At 63.6% G+C, this 22,625-nt stretch carries 20 protein-coding genes; 8 read left to right on the forward strand and 12 right to left on the reverse strand.

Features of this window, described 5'->3' with window-relative positions; all coding sequences use genetic code 11:
- The first annotated feature begins 54 nt into the window (after positions 1-54).
- Both ABGM93_RS08325 and parA read left to right on the forward strand, forming a co-directional pair.
- Positions 55-732 (forward strand): response regulator, encoded by a 678-nt coding sequence (locus tag ABGM93_RS08325; RefSeq protein WP_321505231.1) that lies wholly within the window; start codon positions 55-57, stop codon positions 730-732.
- A gap of 238 nt (positions 733-970) precedes the next feature.
- Complete coding sequence (gene parA, locus ABGM93_RS08330) at positions 971-1,627, forward strand: ParA family partition ATPase (RefSeq protein WP_321505233.1); 657 nt, start codon at positions 971-973, stop codon at positions 1,625-1,627.
- A gap of 114 nt (positions 1,628-1,741) precedes the next feature.
- Here the strand turns inward: parA and ABGM93_RS08335 are convergent, their stop codons facing one another.
- The 3 genes from ABGM93_RS08335 to ABGM93_RS08345 all read right to left on the reverse strand — a co-directional run bounded on the left by ABGM93_RS08335 (position 1,742) and on the right by ABGM93_RS08345 (position 3,146).
- On the reverse strand, positions 1,742-2,260 hold the full coding sequence (locus tag ABGM93_RS08335; RefSeq protein WP_321505235.1) for a hypothetical protein: 519 nt from the start codon (positions 2,258-2,260) through the stop codon (positions 1,742-1,744).
- 123 nt (positions 2,261-2,383) lie between these two features.
- Positions 2,384-2,728 carry an antibiotic biosynthesis monooxygenase gene (locus tag ABGM93_RS08340; protein ID WP_321505237.1) on the reverse strand — a complete coding sequence of 115 codons (345 nt, stop codon included), beginning with the start codon at positions 2,726-2,728 and terminating at the stop codon, positions 2,384-2,386.
- Positions 2,729-2,765: 37 nt separating this feature from the next.
- Positions 2,766-3,146, reverse strand: a complete 381-nt coding sequence (locus ABGM93_RS08345) for a DUF2267 domain-containing protein (protein WP_319772019.1) — start codon at positions 3,144-3,146, stop codon at positions 2,766-2,768.
- A 361-nt stretch (positions 3,147-3,507) separates the two neighbouring features.
- On the opposite strand from ABGM93_RS08345, the gene ABGM93_RS08350 reads away from it, so the two are divergent.
- Both ABGM93_RS08350 and ABGM93_RS08355 read left to right on the forward strand, forming a co-directional pair.
- The gene (locus ABGM93_RS08350) at positions 3,508-5,070 is read left to right on the forward strand and encodes a DUF853 domain-containing protein (protein ID WP_321505240.1); all 1,563 of its coding nucleotides are present in this window, start codon (positions 3,508-3,510) and stop codon (positions 5,068-5,070) included.
- 267 nt (positions 5,071-5,337) lie between these two features.
- On the forward strand, positions 5,338-5,946 hold the full coding sequence (locus ABGM93_RS08355) for a DUF1131 family protein (protein ID WP_321505242.1): 609 nt from the start codon (positions 5,338-5,340) through the stop codon (positions 5,944-5,946).
- Positions 5,947-6,208: 262 nt separating this feature from the next.
- Here the strand turns inward: ABGM93_RS08355 and ABGM93_RS08360 are convergent, their stop codons facing one another.
- Positions 6,209-6,814 (reverse strand): EF-hand domain-containing protein, encoded by a 606-nt coding sequence (locus tag ABGM93_RS08360; protein ID WP_321505244.1) that lies wholly within the window; start codon positions 6,812-6,814, stop codon positions 6,209-6,211.
- A gap of 335 nt (positions 6,815-7,149) precedes the next feature.
- Between ABGM93_RS08360 and meaB the strand changes: the two genes are divergently transcribed.
- Both meaB and ABGM93_RS08370 read left to right on the forward strand, forming a co-directional pair.
- Positions 7,150-8,142 carry a methylmalonyl Co-A mutase-associated GTPase MeaB gene (gene meaB / locus ABGM93_RS08365; RefSeq protein WP_321505246.1) on the forward strand — a complete coding sequence of 331 codons (993 nt, stop codon included), beginning with the start codon at positions 7,150-7,152 and terminating at the stop codon, positions 8,140-8,142.
- Between the two features lie 3 nt (positions 8,143-8,145).
- The gene (locus ABGM93_RS08370) at positions 8,146-8,760 is read left to right on the forward strand and encodes a peptidase C15 (protein WP_321505248.1); all 615 of its coding nucleotides are present in this window, start codon (positions 8,146-8,148) and stop codon (positions 8,758-8,760) included.
- A gap of 3 nt (positions 8,761-8,763) precedes the next feature.
- On the opposite strand, the gene ABGM93_RS08375 is transcribed toward ABGM93_RS08370, so the two are convergent.
- Complete coding sequence (locus tag ABGM93_RS08375; RefSeq protein WP_321505250.1) at positions 8,764-10,113, reverse strand: diguanylate cyclase; 1,350 nt, start codon at positions 10,111-10,113, stop codon at positions 8,764-8,766.
- Positions 10,114-10,461: 348 nt separating this feature from the next.
- Here ABGM93_RS08375 and ABGM93_RS08380 point away from each other — a divergent pair, with 348 nt between their 5' ends.
- On the forward strand, positions 10,462-12,543 hold the full coding sequence (locus ABGM93_RS08380) for a S9 family peptidase (protein ID WP_321505252.1): 2,082 nt from the start codon (positions 10,462-10,464) through the stop codon (positions 12,541-12,543).
- Between the two features lie 98 nt (positions 12,544-12,641).
- Here ABGM93_RS08380 and ABGM93_RS08385 read toward each other — a convergent pair whose 3' ends face one another.
- The 5 genes from ABGM93_RS08385 to ABGM93_RS08405 form a co-directional block, all read right to left on the reverse strand.
- On the reverse strand, positions 12,642-13,823 hold the full coding sequence (locus ABGM93_RS08385; RefSeq protein WP_321505254.1) for a tlde1 domain-containing protein: 1,182 nt from the start codon (positions 13,821-13,823) through the stop codon (positions 12,642-12,644).
- Positions 13,824-14,233: 410 nt separating this feature from the next.
- Positions 14,234-15,337, reverse strand: coding sequence for an esterase-like activity of phytase family protein (locus tag ABGM93_RS08390; protein WP_321505256.1), 1,104 nt, complete (start codon positions 15,335-15,337; stop codon positions 14,234-14,236).
- 20 nt (positions 15,338-15,357) lie between these two features.
- Positions 15,358-17,250: a cobaltochelatase subunit CobT gene (cobT, locus tag ABGM93_RS08395; protein WP_321505258.1), complete on the reverse strand. Its 1,893-nt coding sequence runs from the start codon at positions 17,248-17,250 to the stop codon at positions 15,358-15,360.
- 21 nt (positions 17,251-17,271) lie between these two features.
- Positions 17,272-18,258 (reverse strand): cobaltochelatase subunit CobS, encoded by a 987-nt coding sequence (cobS, locus tag ABGM93_RS08400; RefSeq protein WP_321505260.1) that lies wholly within the window; start codon positions 18,256-18,258, stop codon positions 17,272-17,274.
- A 428-nt stretch (positions 18,259-18,686) separates the two neighbouring features.
- Positions 18,687-19,292, reverse strand: a complete 606-nt coding sequence (locus ABGM93_RS08405; protein ID WP_321505262.1) for a J domain-containing protein — start codon at positions 19,290-19,292, stop codon at positions 18,687-18,689.
- Between the two features lie 187 nt (positions 19,293-19,479).
- On the opposite strand from ABGM93_RS08405, the gene ABGM93_RS08410 reads away from it, so the two are divergent.
- The gene (locus ABGM93_RS08410) at positions 19,480-19,740 is read left to right on the forward strand and encodes a BolA family protein (RefSeq protein WP_319772031.1); all 261 of its coding nucleotides are present in this window, start codon (positions 19,480-19,482) and stop codon (positions 19,738-19,740) included.
- A gap of 269 nt (positions 19,741-20,009) precedes the next feature.
- Here the strand turns inward: ABGM93_RS08410 and ABGM93_RS08415 are convergent, their stop codons facing one another.
- Entirely contained in the window at positions 20,010-21,338 is a 1,329-nt protein-coding gene (locus ABGM93_RS08415; RefSeq protein WP_321505264.1) for an HlyC/CorC family transporter, read from the reverse strand.
- A gap of 117 nt (positions 21,339-21,455) precedes the next feature.
- Positions 21,456-22,601, reverse strand: a complete 1,146-nt coding sequence (gene aroB, locus ABGM93_RS08420) for a 3-dehydroquinate synthase (RefSeq protein ID WP_321505266.1) — start codon at positions 22,599-22,601, stop codon at positions 21,456-21,458.
- Between the last annotated feature and the right edge of the window lie 24 nt (positions 22,602-22,625).

The raw sequence follows: 22,625 nt of genomic DNA on the forward strand, positions 1-22,625 counted from the left end.
GTCTTTAACTTGCTCACATTACGCTACGCGTTATTACTGGGGGGAGCTATTGTCATGGCGACGAACGACCATTCCATCCAAAGCGTTCTCATTGTTGCACCCGTTGGCAGCTTCACGCAGTTGCTGGAGCAAATGCTGCCCGGGATCGGAACAACCGGCATTACAACGATTGATGATGTGGAAGCGGCGCATCACTGGCTTCGGAGAAACTCCGTCGACGCCGTTCTCGTCGATGCGGCCCTCGCCAGGGCCGGGGCGGCCACATTCGCCAAGGAAGTGCGCGCCGACGTCACCTTGGAAAACAGGTGTACGCCGCTTGTCCTGCTCAGCGCGTCGGGGTCTCCCGCGCTCATGCAACAGGCGCTCAAGGCCGGGTTCGACACGGTCCTGCCCAAACCGCTCCAGCGCAGACACCTGAGCGAGGTTTTCTGTCGGCTCAGCACGACGACGCGGGTCTATATTCGCTCGCCGTCGGGCTATTGCGGACCGGATCGGCGCCGCCCGAACGTTGACCCGGCATCGCAGCCTCGAAAAGATGCCCCGGACCGGCGCGAAAACGGAGGCTTCCAGATCGTGACCGCGAACGGCCCAATCAAGCTGGACGAGCTTCGCGCCCTTCATCGCGGCCCGCGGGAGAAGGCGAACATGGCCGTGTTGCTGATACGCGGCAACAAGGTCGTGGACGGATACCGCCTGCACTCAGAACAACTGGCCGAGCGCATGGCTGGTTGAGCGGATCATCTTTCCGCCCGCACGCCCCCCCAACCGACGGCCAGAGGCCAAATGTCTGGCATGCTCCTTGCTGCGCTCCAGCGCGGTTTATTGCCTTGAAGCTTGTTCATTTCGACTTTCGTCGTACGCAAGGTGTGTGCCCCTTTCGTAACCTTGCGTTAAATGCAATTTTCGACCGGGCGCGAAGCCGGGATGTATGGGGACCGGCTCCGCCGCTCCGACAGGAGAGACAACCATCATGGCAGGCAGGATCATCACGATTGCCCAACAAAAGGGCGGTTCCGGCAAGACCACACTCACGGCGCATCTGGCTGTGGCCCTCGCCACCGGGCGCGGCATCAACGTCGCCGTCCTCGATGTGGACCCGCAAGGGAGCCTGGGGGAATGGCTGGAAGCACGCGAGGCGACGCTCGGCGAGGACAAGACGGGCTTGTTGTTTCGCACCGCCAGCGGTTGGGGCGCGCGGCGCGAAGCCCGCTCCATGGCGCGCGACTTTGATTATGTGATCGTCGATACGCCGCCAAAATCCGACCGCGAGGCCAGACCGGCCATCGAGGTTGCCGATCTGGTGGCCATTCCGGTCCAGCCCTCACCGGTCGATGTGTGGGCGAGCGCCCAGACGCTGGACATGGCGGCAGCGGAAAAGGTGCCCGCGATCATCGTTCTCAACCGGGTGCCCCCACGCGCGGCCCTGACGGAGGAAATGGTGGACGCTCTGGCGAAGCTCTCCCCGATGACGGCCAGCACGCGGCTCGGCAATCGGGTGGCCTTTGCCTCCTCCATGGGGGACGGGCTGACGGTGACCGAGACCGCCCCCTCCAGCAAGGCGGCAAGCGAAATCGCGGCGTTGAGCGATGAGGTGAAGAAGCTCCTTCGCAAGAAACAGGCAGCCTGAGCGGAGCGCAGCCCCCCGCCAGATCGTTTCACCTCTTGAGGAAAAGGCCCTGTTCGCCCCTCTGCCAGGGGCAGCGGTATTCTCTCACGCGGTTCCGTCAAATCCTGAGACGTTCTAGATCGAGATATCGAGCAGGCTGCCGGGGGCAATTGCGCCCGCACCGGGGTTTTCGCGGCGCGCGTTCCCGCCATAGGCGGCGCTGTCCACGCCCGCGCCCTCTTGCGCGGATGCACCTGTCACAAGCGATGCGACGCCACCGTCGCCATCCCGCCCCGCCTGTCTGGCCCGTTCTGCCGTTTGCGGATCGATGACGACAGATGGCCCTTCCCCGCTCCCCCCTGGCGAAACGCCGGATGCCCCGCCCTTCTCACCGGACCGCGCCGTATTGGTGCTTTCGCCTGCGGCTTGCACAGGCGCGACGCGGGACGTCGTCTCCACCTGTCGCAAACGGGTTTCCAGCGTGGAGATCTGCTCCTTGAGCGTCGCCTTGTCGCCCTCACAGGTGGCGCATTGCAGTTCGTTTCGCGTTGAGAGAATTTCCGCCTTGATGCGCGCAGCTTCCTGCGGGTCCGCGCCTTGCGAGGCAGTCCCGGTCACAGGCGCGGTCAAGGAGGCACTGAGCGGAGCGACCATGTTCGATCCATGCGGCCCATGCCGCTTGTGTCGTCACATCGCCGCAACTATCGACGGAGGGCGATTAACGCACCCCTACCCTTGCGTCACCCGCCCTTCACAAGGCCGTGTGGACAAGGCCGCTCAGGAATGGGCAGAGCGTAGGTCGTCCGGGGCCTCTTCGCGCTCGTGCAGCCCGTAGTCGCGGATGACCGAGGCCACCCGCAACCGGTAATCGGAAAACAGGGCGGAACGCCCCTGAAACTGGGCCGCACGATGCCGGACGCTCTGACGCCAACGCGCCAGCGCCTCCTCATCGCGCCAGAACGACAGGGAAAGAAACTTGCCGGGTGTCATCAGGCTTTCGAAACGCTCCACCGAAATGAAGCCGTCCACCGTCTCAAGCTCCGCCTTCAATGCGGCGGCCAGCTCGAAATAGCGCGCACGCCCCTCTTCATGGGGCGTCACCTCGAAAATGACCGCCAGCATCGCTCGCCTCCTGCTCGCCCCGTCCGCCGCAGATGGATCAGACCACCTGCGACAGGCCCGGAATGGAACTGATGATGTCTTCCACCAGATCCTCGCCCGCCACTTCCTTGGCGTAGTCGACGACCTCACGGGTCACGGTCTGGACCTCGCCCATGGAAAGACCGGCATTGGTCAGTTCGTTGAGCGCACCCATGGCGCCCATGCCGGTCATGCTGGCGAGGCTACCCAGAAATCCGCCCGACTTTTCGCCGCCATTATCCAGCAGATCGCGCGCGCCGGGGATCGCATCGATCACCTGCTCCACCTTGTCGGTGGGCCCGTCCTTGTGCAGAAAACGCAGAATGATGCCGACCGCTTCCTTCGCCGTATCTTCGCTGATGCCGGCCTTGGCGCAGATGCGGTTGATTAGTACGTCCATTGGCTCCTCCGAACCTTCCCGTTTGAAATGGTTGCCGGGATGAGGATCGCCCACATCCGCAAAACCATGTGACATGAGCCTAGCACCGACTGCAACTGCCATAGGGTCAACTTGCCCCGGAGCACGGCGCCACGCCCCCGGTTGACGTACCGTTTGCTGCAAAATGGCGTCAATCGCCCCCAATTGCGCCGCTGCGGAAAGCGGGCGACGGATTCCGGCGTGCAACCATGCTAACGATAATGATCGGATGATTCTGGCGAGGCCGCCCGCTCCGACCCGAACCTTAGTGAAAGGTGGGACGGTGCGAGGGTCGGCTTGCCGCACAGGACAGCAGGAGACCCGCAGAGTGCATCGAGACGGCATGATCTACCTCGGCTCATCCTTTTCACCCGACACGCAAGAGCCGCGCCCTCAGTATATCGACCTGAAACGCGCCAACCGTCACGGCCTGATTGCGGGCGCGACCGGCACGGGAAAGACGGTCTCCCTGCAAATCCTCGCGGAAGGGTTTTCCGACGCGGGCGTGCCGGTCTTTTGCGCCGATATCAAGGGCGACCTGTCCGGCATCGCGGCCAGAGGCGAGGTGAAGGACTTCATCGGCGAACGGGCAGAGAAAATCGGGTTCTCCGAATTCGACTATTGCGACTTCCCGACCGTCTTCTGGGATCTCTTCGGCGAGAACGGGCACAGCATCCGCACCACCATCACCGAGATGGGCCCGCTGCTTCTGTCGCGGCTGATGAACCTCAATCCCACGCAGGAAGGCGTGCTCAACATCGCCTTCGAGCTTGCCGATGATGAAGGTCTGCTGCTTCTCGACATGAAGGACCTGCGCGCGATCCTGACCGAGATCGGTTCGCGCGCGAAGGAACTCTCGCTTGTCTACGGCAATGTCTCCAAGGCCTCCGTCGGCGCGATCCAGCGCCAGCTTCTGGTTCTGGAGCGCGAGGGGGGAGAGGCGTTTTTCGGCGAACCGGCCCTCGATATCCGCGACCTGATGCGCACGACCCGCGACGGGCGTGGCGTGATCAATGTGCTGTCGGCGGCCCGGCTGATGGCCTCGCCCCGGCTCTATGCCACCTTCCTGCTGTGGCTCCTGTCGGAGCTTTTCGAGGAACTGCCGGAAGTCGGAGATCCGGACAAGCCGCGGCTGGTCTTCTTTTTCGACGAGGCGCACCTTCTGTTCGATGAAGCACCAAAGGTCTTGATCGAAAAGGTGGAACAGATCGTCCGGCTCATCCGCTCAAAGGGCGTCGGGGTCTTTTTCGTTACCCAGAACCCGGACGACGTGCCGGAAAGCGTTCTTTCGCAGCTCGGCAACCGGGTCCAGCATGCGCTGCGCGCCTATACGCCGCGCGAGCGCAAGGCGGTGAGAACGGCGGCGGAGACCTTCCGGCCCAATCCGGAATTCGAAACCGAAGACGTCATCAGCGAGCTCGGCATCGGCGAGGCGCTGGTGTCCACACTGGGCGGCAAGGGCGTGCCGTCCGTGGTGGAGCGCACCCTGATCCGCCCGCCCTCTTCCCGGCTTGGCCCGCTGACCCAGGCCGAATTGCGCCAGACCATTCAGGCCAGCCCGATCTTCGGCCTTTATGACCGGACCAGAGACCGGGAGTCGGCCTACGAGATCCTGCAAAGCAAGGCGCTAGAAAAGTCGATCCAGGAGGAACGGGAGCGCGAGCGCGAAGACGCGGAGCGGGAAAAAGGCAAGCAGCGGCGGCGCACCCGCACCGGCTTCACCGTGCCGGAATTCGGGCGCGATGATCGCCCACGCACCAGTTCGCGACGCACCACCACGAAGCGTCGCTCGCAACGCCAGACGGTGACCGAAGCGGCGGTGAAGTCGGTCGTGCGGTCCCTTTCCTCCTCCCTTGGAAGGGCGCTTGCGCGCGGCATACTCGGGTCACTCAAGCGCGGCAGCTGACATGCGCGCAGGACAGAGGGTCAGCCTGCCGCCAAGGTGAGCCGGCAGGCTGCGACCCATTCGCGCGCTTCGATTGTTGGCCTCCATGCCGCCACCTTGCCGCGATAGGTTGCTCCCGGTGCGGATAGTCTCCGACACCTCAGAAATCCGCGCCGGTCCGCATGCCAATCCAGACCGGCGTTTTTCCCCAACCGAGACATATGCGCGGCGCCTGGCCCGGCTATCGGTCGTTTGCGCCGCGTCCATTCACGTGTAGAAGCACTGCGCATGACGTATCGCATCCTTTCCCCCCGTTTCGCGGCGCTCGCCGGCCTCTTCATGGCAAGCAGCCTTCTTGCCGGCTGCGCCGACATGTCCTCCATGGGTGACACGGTCCCCGACACGGCCCTCACACAGCGCACGCTCGTGACCATGACGGCCACCAGCGTCGGCCCGCTTGATGGCCAGACGCGTTATTCGACAAAGGCGATCGAGGCCGCCCTGCCCGGCTTCACCACGCAACCCATCCAGATGGCGGAAGAAGACCGTACGCTGTGGACGACCGGCGTCTTCCATGACGGGTTTCAGGTGTTGCAGGTGCTGAAGGGAAGCGGTGGCAAGATCGGCGCGATCCATGCCGTTTCCGCCAATGTCACCGGCCCCAACGGGGAACGGCTCGGCATGCGCTTCGACCAGGTGGGAACGTCGGTTTCCGATTGTCGCGTGGGCCGTAATCTGTGGCGTGACATGGCGATCTGCCCTTCGCGCGGCGCGCCGAACGTGAAGCTCGTCTATGCGGTGACACAGTATGACGGGCCCTTCGATGCCCTGCCGCCGCGCGAGCAACTTGCCAGCGCCCGCATCCAGCGGATCGTGTGGACACCGCCCGCGCAATAACGCCCCTGCCCCAAAAGAAAACCGACCCTCCGAGAGCTTGTCTGTCGGCCGTTCATTCCTTTCTCTACCACGCATCCCCAAAGGGGAGATGCCTGGCCGACAAGTCGAATGAGCCGCAGACGAGCCTCGAAGGATCGGCTGTCCGGGTGATGTCCACTTCACCCTGATCGTGATTTACGGCGAGAACACCGCACCGGCGAGGGGGCTCCCGCAAGATCGAGCTCCCTCACCCCGTTCCGTGTCAGCATATTGACTGCCGGGCTCAGCGCTTCCAGTTGCGCCAGTGCATGGCGCGGAAGTCCCAGGGCGACACCTTGCCGTCCCCGTCCTTGTCCGCAGCCTCAAAACGGGCGCGGGCGTTGGACAGGAATGTCTCCTTGGAAACCTTGCCGGTTCCCTCCGTGTCCATGGCCGCGAAGCGATCGGCCTTGGCTGTCTGACGGGCATTCTGGCGCGCCTGATTGAAGCCGCGCTGCGGCCCCATCCGCACCGCCATGAACTCTTCCTTGGTGATGAAGCCATCGTCATCGGCATCCATCGCAGCGAAGACGTTCTCGGCATTGGCCGCCGCTTCGTCTGCGGAGATCACGCCGTCATTGTTCTCGTCGATAACCGTGAAGCGGGCCATCATGCCGGGGCCCTGTCCCATGCCGGGGCGCATTCCACGTCCCATTCCGGCGTTCGGCCCCATGGCGGGCCCCATGTTCGGGCCCATACCCCAGTACGGACCGTAGCCGTAGCCGGGCATCATGCTCCAGTAGCCATATCCGGGCATTATGCCCTGGCCCTGCCCCTGAGCCTGAGCCTGAACCTGCCCCTGTTTCACCTCTCCGGCGTCATCGGCATCTTGCTGTCTGCCGGAGGCCATTCCCTGACCATTTCCCGGCCCCATGCCCCAACCCTGTCCGTAGCCAGGGCCATATCCCATTCCCCAGCCGCAAGGCTGGGCCTGAACTGCTCCGGCAAACACTATTGCCGCGAGCCCGGACAGAAGCATCACTCTGTGCGTTCTCATGGTACCAACCTGCCTTATCTTTCTATGCCCCCCGGCACCACCCCTTGCGTAACATTGGAGTTGTCGCGTGCCAATGACATTGAGATACCTCAATCATCTCCAGTAGAGAAGCGCCAAGACCATGACGACCCTGCACCGACCTTCGCGGGGCAGGTGACGGAATCGCGTGTTTGCGCTACGCAGGAAGCATGAAGAAAGAATCTCACGACGCTCTCGTGCGGGATCTCGCCGATGGCATCATATCCGGCAGCCGCGCCAAGCTGGCGCGCGCGATCACGCTCGTGGAATCGAAGAAGCTCGCCCATCGCCGTCAGGCGGAGGCCCTCCTGCAGGAAATCCTGCCTTTCACCGGCAAGGCCCATCGCGTCGGCATAACCGGCGTTCCCGGCGTCGGAAAATCGACCACCATCGACACGCTCGGCTCCAACCTGACAGGCGCCGGGCACAAGGTCGCCGTTCTGGCCGTTGATCCCTCGTCCACAGTCACAGGCGGCTCCATACTCGGGGACAAGACACGCATGGCGCGCCTTGCCGTCGATCGCAACGCCTTCATCCGTCCCTCGCCGTCCTCGGGCACACTGGGCGGTGTGGCGGCGCGCACGCGCGAGACCATGCTGTTGTGCGAGGCCGCAGGGTTTGACGTCATCCTCGTGGAGACGGTCGGTATCGGGCAATCGGAGACGACGGTCGCCCAGATGGTCGATTTTTTCCTCGTGCTGATGTTGCCGGGGGCCGGAGACGAGTTGCAGGGCATCAAGAAGGGGGTTTTGGAAATCGCCGACATGATCGCTGTCAACAAGGCCGACGGCGAAGGGGTCGAACGCGCAAAGGCCGCCGCCAGCGAGTATCGCGCCGCACTTCATATCCTTGCCCCGCGTTCCTCTGTCTGGTCACCGCCGGTCGTCACGATCTCCGGGCTTTCCAATGAAGGCCTCGACACGTTGTGGAGCCAGATCGAGACACACCGCAAGCGAACCGAGCAAAGCGGCGAGTTCGAAGACACGCGCGCGCGTCAACAGGTCTCGTGGCTATGGGCGATGCTGGAGACACGGTTGATGGAGGCCATGAAAACCAATCCGACCGTGGCCGCCATGTTGCCGGAGCTTGAACAGGCCGTGCGCAAGGGAGACGTCGCCGTTTCCGCCGCCGTGGGTCGGATCGCGGAAGCAATGGGGATCTGAACCATGGCACGGACACTGCTCGTCACCGGCTTCGGCTCCTTTCCCGGCGTCAGCGCCAATCCCAGTGAGGCGGTGATCCGACGGCTTGCGGAGACGCCGCCCCAACTGCCCGAAGGCATGCGCAGCGCCTTCGCGGTGTTGCCGGTCACGTGGACGATGCTGGAGGAAACGCTGCCGGAGCTTTGTGAACGCCACGCACCGGCCGCCGTCCTGCATTTCGGTGTGGCCAGCAAGCGGCGGATGATTTGCGTGGAGGCTCGGGCCCGCAACCGCGCGAGCATCGACCGGCCCGACGCTTCCGGCCAGCATCGTCTTGACCCGATGCTGGACAGGAACGGCCCCGCTGCCCGCCCCTCGACACTCTCGTCCGCCCGGCTGATCGCCGCGATCCGGGCATCCGGTGTGGCCGCGCGCCGTTCCGACGATGCGGGGGATTATTTGTGCAACGCCACCTTGTGGCGCAGTCTCATCGCGGGGTTTCCCGCGTCCTTCATCCATCTGCCCAACGCGGATACGCCAGGCGGGCCGGATGTGGCAGATCTTGAAAGGGCAGCGCGCGCGGCGATTACGGCTGTTGCGGAAGGGATCGGGGCCAAAGAAGGTGGCCTGACGCGTTGAGGCTCAGGCGCTCTTGCGCCATGTGAGATCCGGCTTCGCAAGCTCCACACGATTGCGGCCATAGCTCTTGGCGGCATAGAGCGCCTCGTCGCCACGCGCGAGGATTTCTCCTTGCGACCGTCCGCAGGCCGGGAAGGTTGCCACGCCTGCGCTGATCGTGACGGAAAACGCACTGCCCTCATTGTCGAAAAGGGCCATGCGCGCCACAGCCTCGCGCAGGCGTTCGGCCACACTCATCCCGATGCTGTCGCCCTGGCCCGGCAGACAGATCACGAATTCCTCGCCTCCGAGGCGGGCGGAAAAATCGCCCGCGCGCAGGCAATTGTGGATGGTATCGGCCAGCGCCACCAACACCTGATCGCCCACCGCATGGCCGTAGGTGTCGTTGATCGTCTTGAAATGATCGACGTCGACCATGATGACGGCCATCTCTTGGCCTGCGGCCTCCAGCTTGCGCAGGTGTTGCGCAAGGCGCGGATCGAACCCGCGGCGATTGAGCATGCCCGTCAACGGATCGCGCTCGGTGAGTTGCGAAAGATCGGCATGGGTGCGCTCGATGTTCGCCGCCATCTCGTTGAAAGCGTCGGCAAGCGCGCCGATCTCGTCGTTGCGTGAAATCGACGTGCGCGCGGAATAATCACCGCGTCGAAAGCGGGTGATCGCTTCCACGATGCCGTTCACCGGATCGACCACGTAGCGCGCCAGACGCAGGTTCACCAACATGATGAAGATGATCGCAGTCAGGCCGAGCGTGAAGGTCAACACGAAGATCCGGCTGTTTGTGACCTGGCCCTGCACGAGACGTGTCCCGACATCCCCGGAAAGGGCGTCGGTGATCGCCTCGATTTCTTCGGTCAGCAAGGCGACGTTGCTATCGAAACTGCGCGCCAGCCTGCTGGCAGATGTCAGGGCCGCGGGGTCGAAGTCGATTGTGGCAAGGCGCAAGGGAGCGGGAACGGACGCGACGCCATCGGGCGCGACATGCACGAGCGACGAAGCCTGAAGCCGTACGACGTCCCAGCGCTCCTTGATGTGGCGCACCTTTTCGCGCAAGGTCGGCCACTCACCGAGCACATCGGGCAGCCTGTCGAAGTTCGCTTGCACATCCGCGAGAGCCAGCTTCAGGCTGCGAACCCGTGTTTCGGCGGCTTTCACATTGGCACCTTGAACCAGATCCGGCTCATCCGCTTGGTGCATATGCGTTCGCACCTGCAGCGCGGCGTGCAACACCGAAACTTCCAGATCGCGCATCGTGTTCGTGGCAAGGACGTAGTAGGGAATCTTGGCGACCTCCCGACTGATCGGCAGGAACCCCCACAAGGCGTTGCACAGAAACAGAATCAAGAGCGGCACGACCACCGCAGCGCTCGCGATCGCAAAGCTGCGTCTCAAATTCCCTGTAATTGACCCGTGCACCAGAGGCTGACCTTCTTTCCCGAACCGGACGGATCTTGATCATCCGAAGTATCCGGTATGCGCCTGCGACTTCTAAAGGCGCATGAACGGCTTGTGTAAAATTGCAAGCAATGCGGGATTAGCCTGCAGCCGGTCGCGCGGAAGCTGTAGATTTCCGGTCTTGCGCAGCACGCATCGCTGGTGTGAGGGACGATTGCGCGCGCCTGCGCCGGTGTCGCTGCCCGGCCTTGCCCGGACGACCATTGCCCCTTGTCATCTCAGGGTCGCAGGATTACCTGACACGACATGAGCACAACCACGCCCCCCCGCGCGATGAAGCGCACCGCCACCGCCGTTCACCACGGCATCACCAAAACCGACGACTACGCATGGCTGCGAGCCGACAACTGGCAGGAGGTGATGCGCGATCCGAGCGTGCTCGATCCCGAAATCCGCGCCTATCTGGAGGCGGAGAACGCGCATACCGATGCCGCCATGGCCGATACCAAGGCGTTGCAGAACACGCTGTTCGAAGAGCTGAAGGGCCGGATCAAGCAGGACGATTCCTCCGTGCCCTCGCCCGATGGCCCCTATGCCTATGCGACCCGCTTTGAGGAAGGCGCGCAGCACCCGAAAGTCGTGCGCACGCCGCGTGATGGCGGTCCGGAGACCGTTCTCATCGACGCCAATGCAATGGCCGAGGGAAAGGCCTATTTCCGCCTGGCCGGCGTTGATCATTCCCCCGATCACAAGCTGATCGCCTGGACTTGCGACGAGGCAGGCTCGGAGTTCTTCACGCTGCATGTGCGCGATGCGGAGACAGGCGAGGATCTCGCCGACGAAATCCCGCAGACAAGCGGCGGATCTGTGTGGGCCAATGACGGGCGTACGCTCTTCTATGTCTGGCTCGATGACAATCACCGCCCCTGCAAGGTCTTCCGCCACGTGGTCGGCGAGCCGCATGAGAGCGATGTCTGCATCTATGAGGAGAAGGATCCGGGCTTCTTCGTCTCCGTGGGCAAGACCCAGTCGGGCAAGTACATCGCCATCGACATCCACGATCACGAGACCTCGGAAGTCCGGCTGATCGATGCGGATGCCCCGACGTCGGCGCCTGTGCTGATCGCACCGCGCGAAACCGCGCAGGAATATTCCGTGGAGCACCGCGGCGCGCTTTTCTATCTGCTCACCAATGCGGGCGGGGCGGAAGACTTCAAGATCGTCACCGCCCCCGTCGATGCGCCGGGCCGCGAGAACTGGGAGGATCTGGTTGCGCACAAGCCGGGGCGGCTGATCCTGTCGCTGACGCTTTACGAGGATTACATGGTGCGGCTTGAGCGCGAGAACTCGCTGCCGCGCATCGTGATCCGCCGCATTGCCGACAATCTGGAACACGAGATCGCCTTTGCGGAGGAAGCCTATTCGCTGGGGGCGGGCGACGGCTACGAGTTCGACACCCACACCCTGCGTTTCTCCTATTCCTCGATGACGACGCCGACGCGGATTTTCGATTATGACATGGGGACGCGCGAGCGGACCCTGCGCAAGGAACAGGAAGTCCCCTCCGGCCACGATCCGGACGCTTATGTCACCCGCCGCATCATGGCGCCCGCCCCGGACGGCGAGCGTGTGCCGGTGACGCTTCTTTATGCCAAGTCCACGCCGCTTGACGGGTCCGCACCGTGCCTGCTCTACGGCTACGGGTCCTATGGCATTTCCATTCCGGCGAGCTTTTCCACCAATGCCCTTTCGCTGGTGGAGCGCGGCTTTGTCTATGCGGTGGCGCATATTCGCGGCGGCAAGGACAAGGGCTTTGCCTGGTATGCCAAGGGTCGGCGCGAGCACAAGCTCAACACCTTCACCGATTTCATCGCGGCCGGCGAACATCTGGCACGTGAAGGCTTCACGACGCGCGGCAAGATCATCGCCCAGGGTGGGTCAGCAGGCGGGATGCTCATGGGCGTCGTCGCCAACCGGGCGCCGGATCTCTTCTCCGGGATCATCGCGGAAGTGCCCTTCGTGGACGTGCTCACCACGATGCTGGACGACACGCTGCCGCTCACTCCGCCGGAATGGCCGGAATGGGGAAACCCGATCACCGACGAGGCAGCCTATCGCACGATCGCGGGCTATTCGCCGATCGACAATGTCATCGCGCAGCACTACCCCGCCATCCTCGCCGTAGGCGGCCTGACCGACCCGCGCGTGACCTACTGGGAACCCGCCAAGTGGGTCGCCAAGCTTCGCGAGTTGAAGCATGACGACAATCTTCTGCTTCTCAAAACCAACATGGATGCGGGGCACGGCGGCGCATCGGGCCGCTTCGACCGGCTGAAGGAAGTCGCCTTCAACTGGGCCTTCGCACTGAAGGTTGCGGGCAAGGCCTGATCCCCGGCAAAGCCTGACACAGGCGCATGATGCGAACAAAAAAGGCCGCAGCCTCAACCGGGCTGCGGCCTTTTCTTTTCTCGGCGAACCGGGATCGCCTAGAGCATCGCCACGTAGGTCGGCAGATCCGACATGTCCGGCACGACGATCATGCGTTTGACCTTGCCTGCCTTGAAGGCCTTGAGGAAGCGGTCGTAGTGCTTGAAGGCCACACAACCACTGGAACCGTTCGTGCCGCGCAGAAGCGGCGTATGGGTCAGGAAGCCGTCGCGACCATGTTGCAGGCTTTGGTCCACCGGCAGCATGCGGATTGCCTCCACCCCGTGAAAACGCGCTTCACGCATGCGCAGATTGTAGACATTGGGCGGCGTCGGGCCTCTGCCGCGACGGTTCACGAATTTCGGGTTGTCCTTCATATGCCCCTTGCCGGAATGCGCTTCCAGCTTCGTGCCGTCGGGCATGTAAACGACCGAGTTGCGAATATCGTAGATCGCCACATCGCTGTGGCGGCTCAGGACGGCGGAGGGATTGTTGCGGAAGATCTTCTTCAGGCCGCCAAAGCCGGTCCGCTCGTCATCCAGATCGTCGGTGGCTCGCGCATAGGCCAGCACCGCTTGGGGGCTCGACGAAGTCGGGGGCGCGATTGCGGGCTGCGAAGTCGTGCGCGCTGAAGCGCGGGCGGGAGCGACCGACGCCACACGCACGGGCAGGTCAGGCCGCGGGGTCGGCAACGGGGCCACTTCCGGCAACAGATCAGCCACCGTGAGCGCATCATCCGGCGAGCCGGTCTCCGTTTCCACCGCATTGTCCGGGCTGGCGTCGTCAGAGCCGTCCGCCGATGTCACGGCGGCGAGGGCCACAGAGGGTTCGGCGGGAACGCCGACAGGGTGGGTGCGCGGGGCGGAAAGCCTGCGTGCCAGAACCCGCTTTGCAAGCTCCGTGGCAAGCGCGATCTCCTGAGCCGGGGCATTGCCGTCCATGGCGTTCGCCAGCGCGACCTGTGTGCGCAGACGCGCGTCGAGATCGGTGAAGCCCTGCTCGGAAGGCTCAGGCGGGGTCACTTCCGCTCGCATCGCCTTGATGCGCTTGATGCGCTCGCGGCGCGCCAGTTCAGACGGGTCAACAGGCGCGGACGCCCGGCCTGCCGCATCGGATGACGCAGTGGCGAAGGCTTGCGCCTGCGTTCCGGCGACGGTGTCTTTGGTTGCCGAGACGAACGTCATCGCGGCACCGGAGAAAACCAGTGCGAGAGCGACGCCGATAACGGCGATACATGTCATGATGAGCCCGGAGCGTGACGCGCGGGATCGCGTGCCTTGCCTGTCTTCGCGCGGACAGGAAGTGCCGGACGGCTTCTCACTCGAAATCATATGGATCCAGACTGGTATATCTGGCGGCCCTTCGGCCCCGTTTACTCGGTACAAAACGTCGGGCGGGATAACTGGCCTCGCCCGGCGATCGCGGCTGAATGCTGCCTAGACTTTCCGGCATCTTGGTAACCAAGACGTTTACGCGCTTTGTGCGCTGCCGTTTAAAAGCCTGCCAAAAGTGGCGGTTTTCTGCTCATTTCTGGGCGTGAATCAGATTTGAATGAATTTGCCGGCGGCACACTGTCGCCGCTGACAAGATACCGTCAGCACATCTGCTTACCACAATATGACGCAGGGAGAGTTTTGCGGCCGGTCACGCGCTACCGTGCGCCGTCCATCAGTTCGAATCGCAACAGCAGGGTGCGCTGGAGGATGGAGCGGTTGTCATCGGAAACGACCGTCAGCAGGACACGCCCCTGATCGTCGACATCGACCGACAGCCCTTCCATGTTGTCGATCTGATAGGCGAGATTGGCATCGATCAGCACCTTGCCTTGCAGCCCGTCAGCGCCCTCAAGTGCGCCCGCGTCAAACCGGCGGATGCGCATGCCGACGCCTTGCGAAAGATTGAAGCGGCGCTCCAGCAACAGGAGATCGCCATCGGGCAGGAACGCAGCGTCGGTGGCGGCGTAGTTGTCGCTGGCCAAAAGGGTGAACATGCGGGGGGCGCCGTCCTGCGGAATGATCCAGCCCGGCAGGCGATCATGGCGCTCCCGGTCCAGTTCGCCGATGGCGACCGCCGCCCCCTTCAAAGGTCCCGCCTTCGCGAAGGCCAGCGATTCAAGCCCCCGGTTCCAGCCCAGATAGCGCCGCGCGTCGGCGGGCAGTTTCAGGGTCTTGCGGTCGGCTGACGAAAGCTCGTCATGATAGACGAAGATCCGCGGCGCGCCCTCGAACGACACCAGAAGATCATCGCCGCCATCATCGCGCGGACGCAGGGCGAGGCCTTCGGAATCGGCTTCCGACTTGCGGATCATCGCATTGCCGTTCTGGTCCAGCATGGGAGCGACCCAGCCGTCGGAAACACCGCTCAGCATGCCATCCCCATCGATCTTGAGATCGAAACCGAACCATAATCCGTTATCCGATATGGCGATCACCCGCCTGCCCGCATCCAGTCCCTCTATGGCTGAGATCCCGCCCATATGCGGATTGGGCGAATAGAGAACCCCGCCGCCGCGCCATTCCAGCACGCCAAACCGCGTCTGGGCGCGCTCGCCAATCCGAAAGGAGGGAAGCGGCTGGAAGGTGAGCTGAAGGTCGTGATGGCCAGGCGCGAGCGATCTGCGATCCGATGCCGGGCCGGACTGGTCGCCCCCTTGCGTCTGCGCCGTCGCCTGATCGCTGAAACTGCTCGCGGCGATAAACAGAACGGTGCCCGCAAAGGCCATTGTTGCGCGCGCGAGGATGCGCGGGCGGGACATCCTGTTCCCGCCCTGTCCGCTCATGCGCGCCTGCCGCGGCGCGCCCTGCCGCCATGGGCGCCGGTGGGCGTTTCCTCAAAGAGCGACGCCAGTTGTTCCGTCATGGCGCCCGCAAGCTCCTCGGAATCCACGATGGTCACCGCGCGGCGATAATAGCGGGTCACGTCATGGCCGATGCCGATGGCGATAAGTTCCACCGGAGAGCGCGTCTCGATGGCCTCGATGACATGGCGCAGGTGGCGTTCCAGATAGTTGCCCGGATTGACCGACAAGGTGCTGTCATCGACCGGGGCGCCATCGGAGATCACCATCATGATGCGGCGGTTCTCCGGGCGCGCCAGAAGGCGCGTATGTGCCCATTCCAGCGCTTCGCCGTCGATGTTTTCCTTCAACAGGCCCTCGCGCATCATCAGGCCGAGATTGCGCCTGGCCCGACGCCAGGGCGCATCCGCCGCCTTGTAGACGATATGGCGAAGGTCGTTGAGGCGACCCGGCGTTGCGGGCTTGCCCGCGCCAAGCCATGCCTCGCGCGACTGGCCACCCTTCCACGCGCGCGTGGTGAAGCCGAGGATTTCCACCTTCACCCCGCAGCGTTCCAGCGTACGCGCCAGAATATCGGCGCAGGCGGCGGCAACCGTGATCGGACGCCCGCGCATGGAGCCGGAATTGTCCAAAAGCAGCGTCACGATGGTGTCGCGGAAATTCGTGTCCTTCTCCATCTTGAAGGCCAGCGGCTGCATCGGGTCGATGACAAGACGCGGCAGGCGGGCCGTGTCGAGAATGCCCTCTTCCAGATCGAAGTCCCAGGACCGGTTCTGCTGCGCCATCAGGCGGCGCTGGAGGCGGTTGGCGAGCCGCGCCACCGCGCCCTGCAGATTGACGAGCTGCTTGTCGAGATAGGAGCGCAGACGGTCGAGTTCCTCCGCCTCGCACAGGTCCTCCGCCAGCACGACCTCGTCGAACTTGGTTGTAAAGACCTTGTAATCGGAATGCGGCTGGTTGGAGAGCGGCTGGTTGGGGCGCTCCGCCTCGCCAGCATCATCGGAATCCGCATCGCCATCCTGATCGCGGAAGTCGTCGGCGTAGGTATCGCCCGCTTCCGTTTCGCCAGCCTCTTCCTCCGAGCCCGGCATCTCGCTTTCCTGGACGTCGGCGGTGTCCTCGCCCTCCATCTCCTCCGCTTCGCCGGTGGAGGTGTCGGAACGGTCGTCCTCGCCCTCTTCGGGCTGCTCGTTCTCGTCCTCCTCGGAAGACTGCTCGCCCAGATCCTCGGCAAGGTCGAGAGCGGCCAGCAGCGAGCGTACGCCGGCGGCGAATTCCTTCTGATCGTCCATCCGACCGACGAGATCGTCGAGCGCATCCGAGCCACGCGCTTCGATCCACGAGCGCCACACATCGACCAGCGGCAGGGCGGATGGCGGCGGCGCGATGCCCGTCAGCTTTTCGCGCACCAGCAGCGCCAACGCGTCCTCCAGCGGCACCTCCGACTTGTCGGCCGTGTCCTGATAGCCCGCGCGCGCATAACGCTCGTCGATCATGGTGGAGATATTGGCGGCGACGCCCGGCATGCGGCGCGACCCGATCGCCTCGCAGCGCGCCTGTTCCACCGCCTCATAGACGGCGCGCGCCTCCTGCCCCTCGGGAGCATACTGGCGGTGCACCTTGGCGTCGTGGCAGGCAAGGCGAAGCGCCATCGCGTCCCCCTGCCCGCGGGTGATCGCAATATCGCGCGCGCTCACCTTGCGCGGCAGTTCCGCCAGTCGCGCCTTCTGGCCCGCCAGAGAGGCGCGGTCTGTCGAGAAGACCACCTCCAGCTCCGGTTCGCCCGAAATCGCACGCATGGTGGCCGAGACCGCCCGCTTGAACGGCTCGTTCTGACCTTCACCCTTGCCGCGACCGGAATTCGACGCCATCACACCAATCCCCGTCCGACCTCAGCTCAGAACGATATTGGCGGAGGAATCGGGAAGATCCTCGCCAAAGCAGCGCTGATAGAACTCCGCCACGACGGGGCGCTCCATCTCGTCGCACTTGTTGAGGAAGGTGACCACGAAGGCATAGCCGACATCGCCGAAAATATCGGCGTTTTCCGCCCATGTGATGACGGTACGCGGGCTCATGACGGTGGACAGATCGCCGCCAACGAAGGCGTTGCGCGTCAGGTCCGCCATGCGCACCATCTTGTCGACGATCTTGCGGCCTTCCTCGTTCTGGTAGTGCTTGGCCTTGGCGAGGATGATGTTCACCTCGTTGTCATGCGGCAGGTAGTTCAGCGTGGCGACGATCGACCAGCGGTCCATCTGGGCCTGGTTGATCTGCTGGGTGCCGTGATAGAGGCCCGAGGTATCGCCGAGGCCCACCGTGTTGGCGGTGGCGAAGAGGCGGAAGGCCGGGTGCGGACGGATGACGCGCGACTGGTCGAGCAGCGTCAGACGACCGGAGGATTCCAGCACGCGCTGGATCACGAACATTACGTCCGGGCGACCGGCGTCATATTCGTCGAAAACCAGCGCGACATTGTTCTGGTAGGCCCAGGGCAGGATGCCATCGCGGAATTCGGTGACCTGCTGGCCGTCGCGCACGACGATGGCGTCCTTGCCGATCAGGTCGATACGCGAGATGTGGCTGTCCAGGTTGACACGCACGCAGGGCCAGTTCAGCCGCGCGGCGACCTGTTCGATATGGGTCGACTTGCCGGTGCCGTGATAGCCGGTGACCATGACGCGACGATTGCGCGCGAAGCCTGCCAGAATCGAAAGGGTCGTGGGACGGTCGAACAAATAGTCCGGGTCCACCTCGGGCACATGCTCGCTGGTTTTCGAATAAGCGGGCACTTCAAGGTCGCTGTCGATACCGAAAACCTCGCGAACCGAGATCTTCTTGTCAGGCATTTCGGCGGCTGTCGTCTTCTCGTCCGTCATCGGTCCTCCACATGCCTGCCGTTCTGCAGGCTGGGGTCATTTCAACTGTGTTGGGCTCTCGTCCTGCGCAGGCGGGTCGTCGCGCAACGGGTCTTGAGCGCCACGAGGCCGGGTCGGCCCGACCTTCCCTTCCCTTGCTGACCTGACCGAAGACGGACAGGGCTTTCCGCAATGAAAGAGAACGAGGCTCACCCGGCGGCAGGCTCGCTCGCACCCGGATTTGAGGGTGGCGTGAGGGGGAGGTTAGGGCATGCACTGGCAAAGTTCCAGAGCCGGTGTGCACCGCGGCAACAGCTTTTCTTGCCAAAGCAGGAAAACTTGAGCCGAGACAGCCTTTTACGCAAGGTCAGATGGATAGATTCCGCTCAATTTCAGCCCATGCCTGCCACGGTCGGAACGCGATGCGAGGCGAAAAAACGAATCCCGTCTCAGCACAGACCGGACTGACGCAGGATGTTGTAGGACTGAATGATCTGGCGCAGGCGATCCTCGGTGGACCGATCGCCGCCATTGGCGTCGGGGTGAAGCTGCTTCACCAGTTCCTTGTAGCGCGCCTTGATGTCGGAGCTGTCGGCGCGCTCATCGAGATTGAGCATCTCCAGCGACCGTTTTTCCAGCGGCTTCAGCTTGCGCTTGCGCGGCGCGTCCCGGCGTGGGGCGGCCTCCCCATCAAAAACCTCGTAAGGGTCCTGGGCATCCGCATTCCACGTGCGCCGAAAGGGCTTGTGGCCATCGGGATCCTTGTCCACCCCCATGCGCCAGGTCGGGCGATGCCCGGTCAGCGCGTCCTTCTGGAAGTCGCGGACCTGACTGTCATTCATGCCTTCGAAATAGTTGTAGCTCTTGTTGTAGAGCCGCACGTGATCGATGCAGAAATGCAGGTACTGACCTTCGGCATTGCGCCCGCGCGGCGCCTTGTGGGTTCCCGCACGCGAGCACCCGTTCCACTGGCACGGCGGCGTATTCTCCGCTGCCATACGTTCCTTGTCCGGCTTGATCCGGATGCGGTCAAAGATCTTTGAATCGAGTTTCATCGTGTCCAAACGGGATCTCGTGACACAAACTGCGCGCAGACCGCATGAGGCTGTTGAGCATGCGGCCGGAGAGTATACAACATTCACGCGGGCATGGCGCTCGCCGGGTGAATGGCCCTTTTCAAAAGGTCCGATCACCGACGCGAACTGCACACCCTAATCTCACACGGTTACCAACGGATCAACCATGACCCTCAAGGCGACGATCGAGGAAAAGCTCTCACAGGCCTTTTCCCCAACCACCCTCACCGTCATCGACGAATCCGACAAGCATGCCGGGCATGCCGGGTGGCGGGAAGGTGGCGAGACCCATTTCCGGGTCGAGGTTGTTTCTCCCGCCTTCGCGGGAAAGTCGCGCGTTCAGATCCATCGCATGATCAACGAGGCGCTGAGCACGGAGCTTGAAAATGGGATCCATGCGCTCGCAATCAAGGCGGGCGCGGCCTGAAGTCCCGACTTTCTCGCCAGTGCGACAATTCGGGTGAGAACGTCTCCAGGTCCGAAGGATGCGGCCCATCCTTCGAGACGCCTGCTGACGCAGGCTCCTCAGGATGACGTTCAGGGTGGGGCTGGACTGGACCGAACCGGGCTGAGCTGAGACCTGTGGATGCCTCCACGAACACAACGTCATCCTGAGGAGCGGTCGTCAGGCCGCGTCTCGAAGGATAGGCCACACGGCAAGACGGTCCTCACGGATCAGATCCGGCGCAACGCTCCCTACCCGGCCGCGGCCTGCACACTTGTCAGGGGCAGCAGACGCAGGCGGGTGATGCGGTTCTTTTCCTTGCGCAGCACCGTGAAGCGGTAGCCGTGGAAGGTGAAGGCCTGGCGCTCTTCCGGGATCATCCGCGCCTCGTGGATCACGAGGCCCGCAATGGTGGTGGCTTCCTCATCGGGAAGCTCCCAATCCATGGCGCGGTTGAGATCGCGGATCGGGACGGAGCCGTCAACCACCACCGAGCCGTCGGGCTGCGGGCGTACGCCCTGCACCACCACGTCGTGCTCGTCGGAAATGTCGCCGACGATTTCTTCCAGAATGTCTTCCAGCGTCATCAGGCCCATCACCTCGCCATACTCGTCCACGACGAGCGCGAAATGGGACTTGCGCTTGAGGAAGGTGTTGAGCTGATCCTGAAGCGAGGTCGTATCGGGCACGAACCACGGCGGCGTGGCGATGCGCTCCACGTCCACTTGCTGCATGTCGCCGTTCACTTCCTTCACCGCCCGCAACACGTCCTTGGCGTGGACGATACCGATGATATTGTCGGGGCTCTCGCGCCACAGCGGCAGGCGGGTATAGGGGCTTGCGAGCACCTGATCGACCAGATCGGCCGGATCGTCGTCGGCATTCAGCGTCTGCATGTTGGTGCGGTGGATCATGACGTCGGAGACTTCCAGCTCCGCCAGATCCAGAAGGCCGCCAAGACGGTCGCGATCGGCCTTGATGAGCCCGCCCTCAAGGTGTTGCAGGTCCACCGCGCCGCGCAGCTCGTCACGTGCGGAAAGCACATCCGCCCCCTCTTCCACCGACACGCCGAACAGATGCAGGATCCTGCGCACCAGGATCTCGATGCCCGCGATGAGCGGACCGAACACGGCCACGCAGACGCGCACCACCGGTGAAACGGCCAATGCGAAGCGGTCCGGATCGCCGATGGCCCATGTCTTGGGCAGCACCTCCGAAAAGATCAGCACCAGCACGGTCATGACGATCGTGGCGTAGGCGACGCCCGCATCGCCCACCAGCGACAGGAACACGGAGGTCGCCAGGGCGGAGGCCAGAATGTTGACGAGGTTGTTGCCCAGCAGCAGCGCGCCGATGAGGCGTTCGCGCGAGGAAATCAGCTTGGCGACGATGGCCGCCCGGCGATCACCGGATTTCTCCATCTGGTGGATGCGCGCACGAGAGGCCGCCGTCAGCGCCGTCTCCGAACCGGAGAAGAAGCCGGACAGCACCAGAAGCGCCGCGATGCACACCACCGTCAGCCAGAATTCACCGCCAAGGCCGGAGACCTTGTCCACCAGATCGAACCAAACGTCCTTCATCTAACCCCGTCCATCGCGTCACCCCGAAGGAGACGCGCCGTGATCACAAGACACGCCCTCGCGGGCAATTCCCCGTGACAAGCTGCGTCATTCTTCCTGACAGATCCGCCGCGCGCCTCACGGCACGAGACGCTGGCGCTCCAGGAAATCCTCCACGGCGGCCGGGTTCACGCCCTTCTCGATGAAGGAGCACCCGAGCCCGCGGGTCAGGATGAAGGTGAGCGCGCCGCGCGAGACCTTCTTGTCCTGCGCGATATAGCGCATGAGCTCCGCCGTGCCGGGCAACTGGCCCGGAATATCCGACATATGGGTGGGCAGCCCGACCGTTGAAAGATGTTCGCGCACCCGTGTGGCGACTTCTTTCGGGCAAATCCCCAGTTCGACGGAAAAATCGTGCGCCAGCACCATGCCGATGGAAACGCCCTCGCCGTGAACCAGCAGCGCGCCATCATATCCGACCGCGCGCTCCAGCGCATGGCCAAAGGTGTGGCCGAGATTCAGAAGCGCGCGCATGCCGCCTTCGCGTTCATCGGCGGCCACCACACGGGCCTTGGCCTGGCACGAATGGGCCACCGCTTCGATACGCTCTGGCCCGCCATCGAAAATGCCCTGCCAGTTCTGTTCAAGCCAGGCGAAGAACGTCGGATCGTCGATCAGGCCGTATTTCGCCACCTCGCCGTAACCGGCGCGGAAATCGCGGGGCGCGAGCGTGTCGAGGGCGCTTGTATCCGCCAGAACAAGTGCCGGCTGATTGAACAGGCCGATGAGGTTCTTGCCCTGTGCGGTGTTGATGCCGGTCTTGCCGCCGACCGAGCTGTCGACCTGCGCCAGCAGCGTCGTGGGCACCTGTATGAAGGGCATCCCGCGACGCACGACACCGGCGACAAACCCGGCCAGATCGCCGATCACGCCGCCGCCCAGCGCCACGATCACGTCGTTGCGCTCGAAATGCGCGCCCAGCACCCGGTCGCACAGATCCTCAAACACGGGAAAGCTCTTGGAGGGCTCGCCCGGCTTCACCAGGAACGTCTCATGGCCGAGGCCAGCGGCGTCCAGCGATGCGGTAAAGGCAGGCAGATGGAGCGTTGCGACCGTCTCGTCGGTGATGATGGCGACACGCGCGCCGGGAAAAAGCGCGGCAATACGCTCCCCCGCCTCACCGATCAGGCCGTCTCCGATCACGATATCATAGCCGCGCTCTGCCAGATCCACGCGCACGGTGCGCCGAACGTTGGTCTCGGCAGGCATGGTGGTCTCGCTCATCGCGGCAATATCCTTCGCTTCATC

Source organism: Breoghania sp. (assembly GCF_963674635.1).
Lineage (GTDB): Bacteria > Pseudomonadota > Alphaproteobacteria > Rhizobiales > Stappiaceae > Breoghania.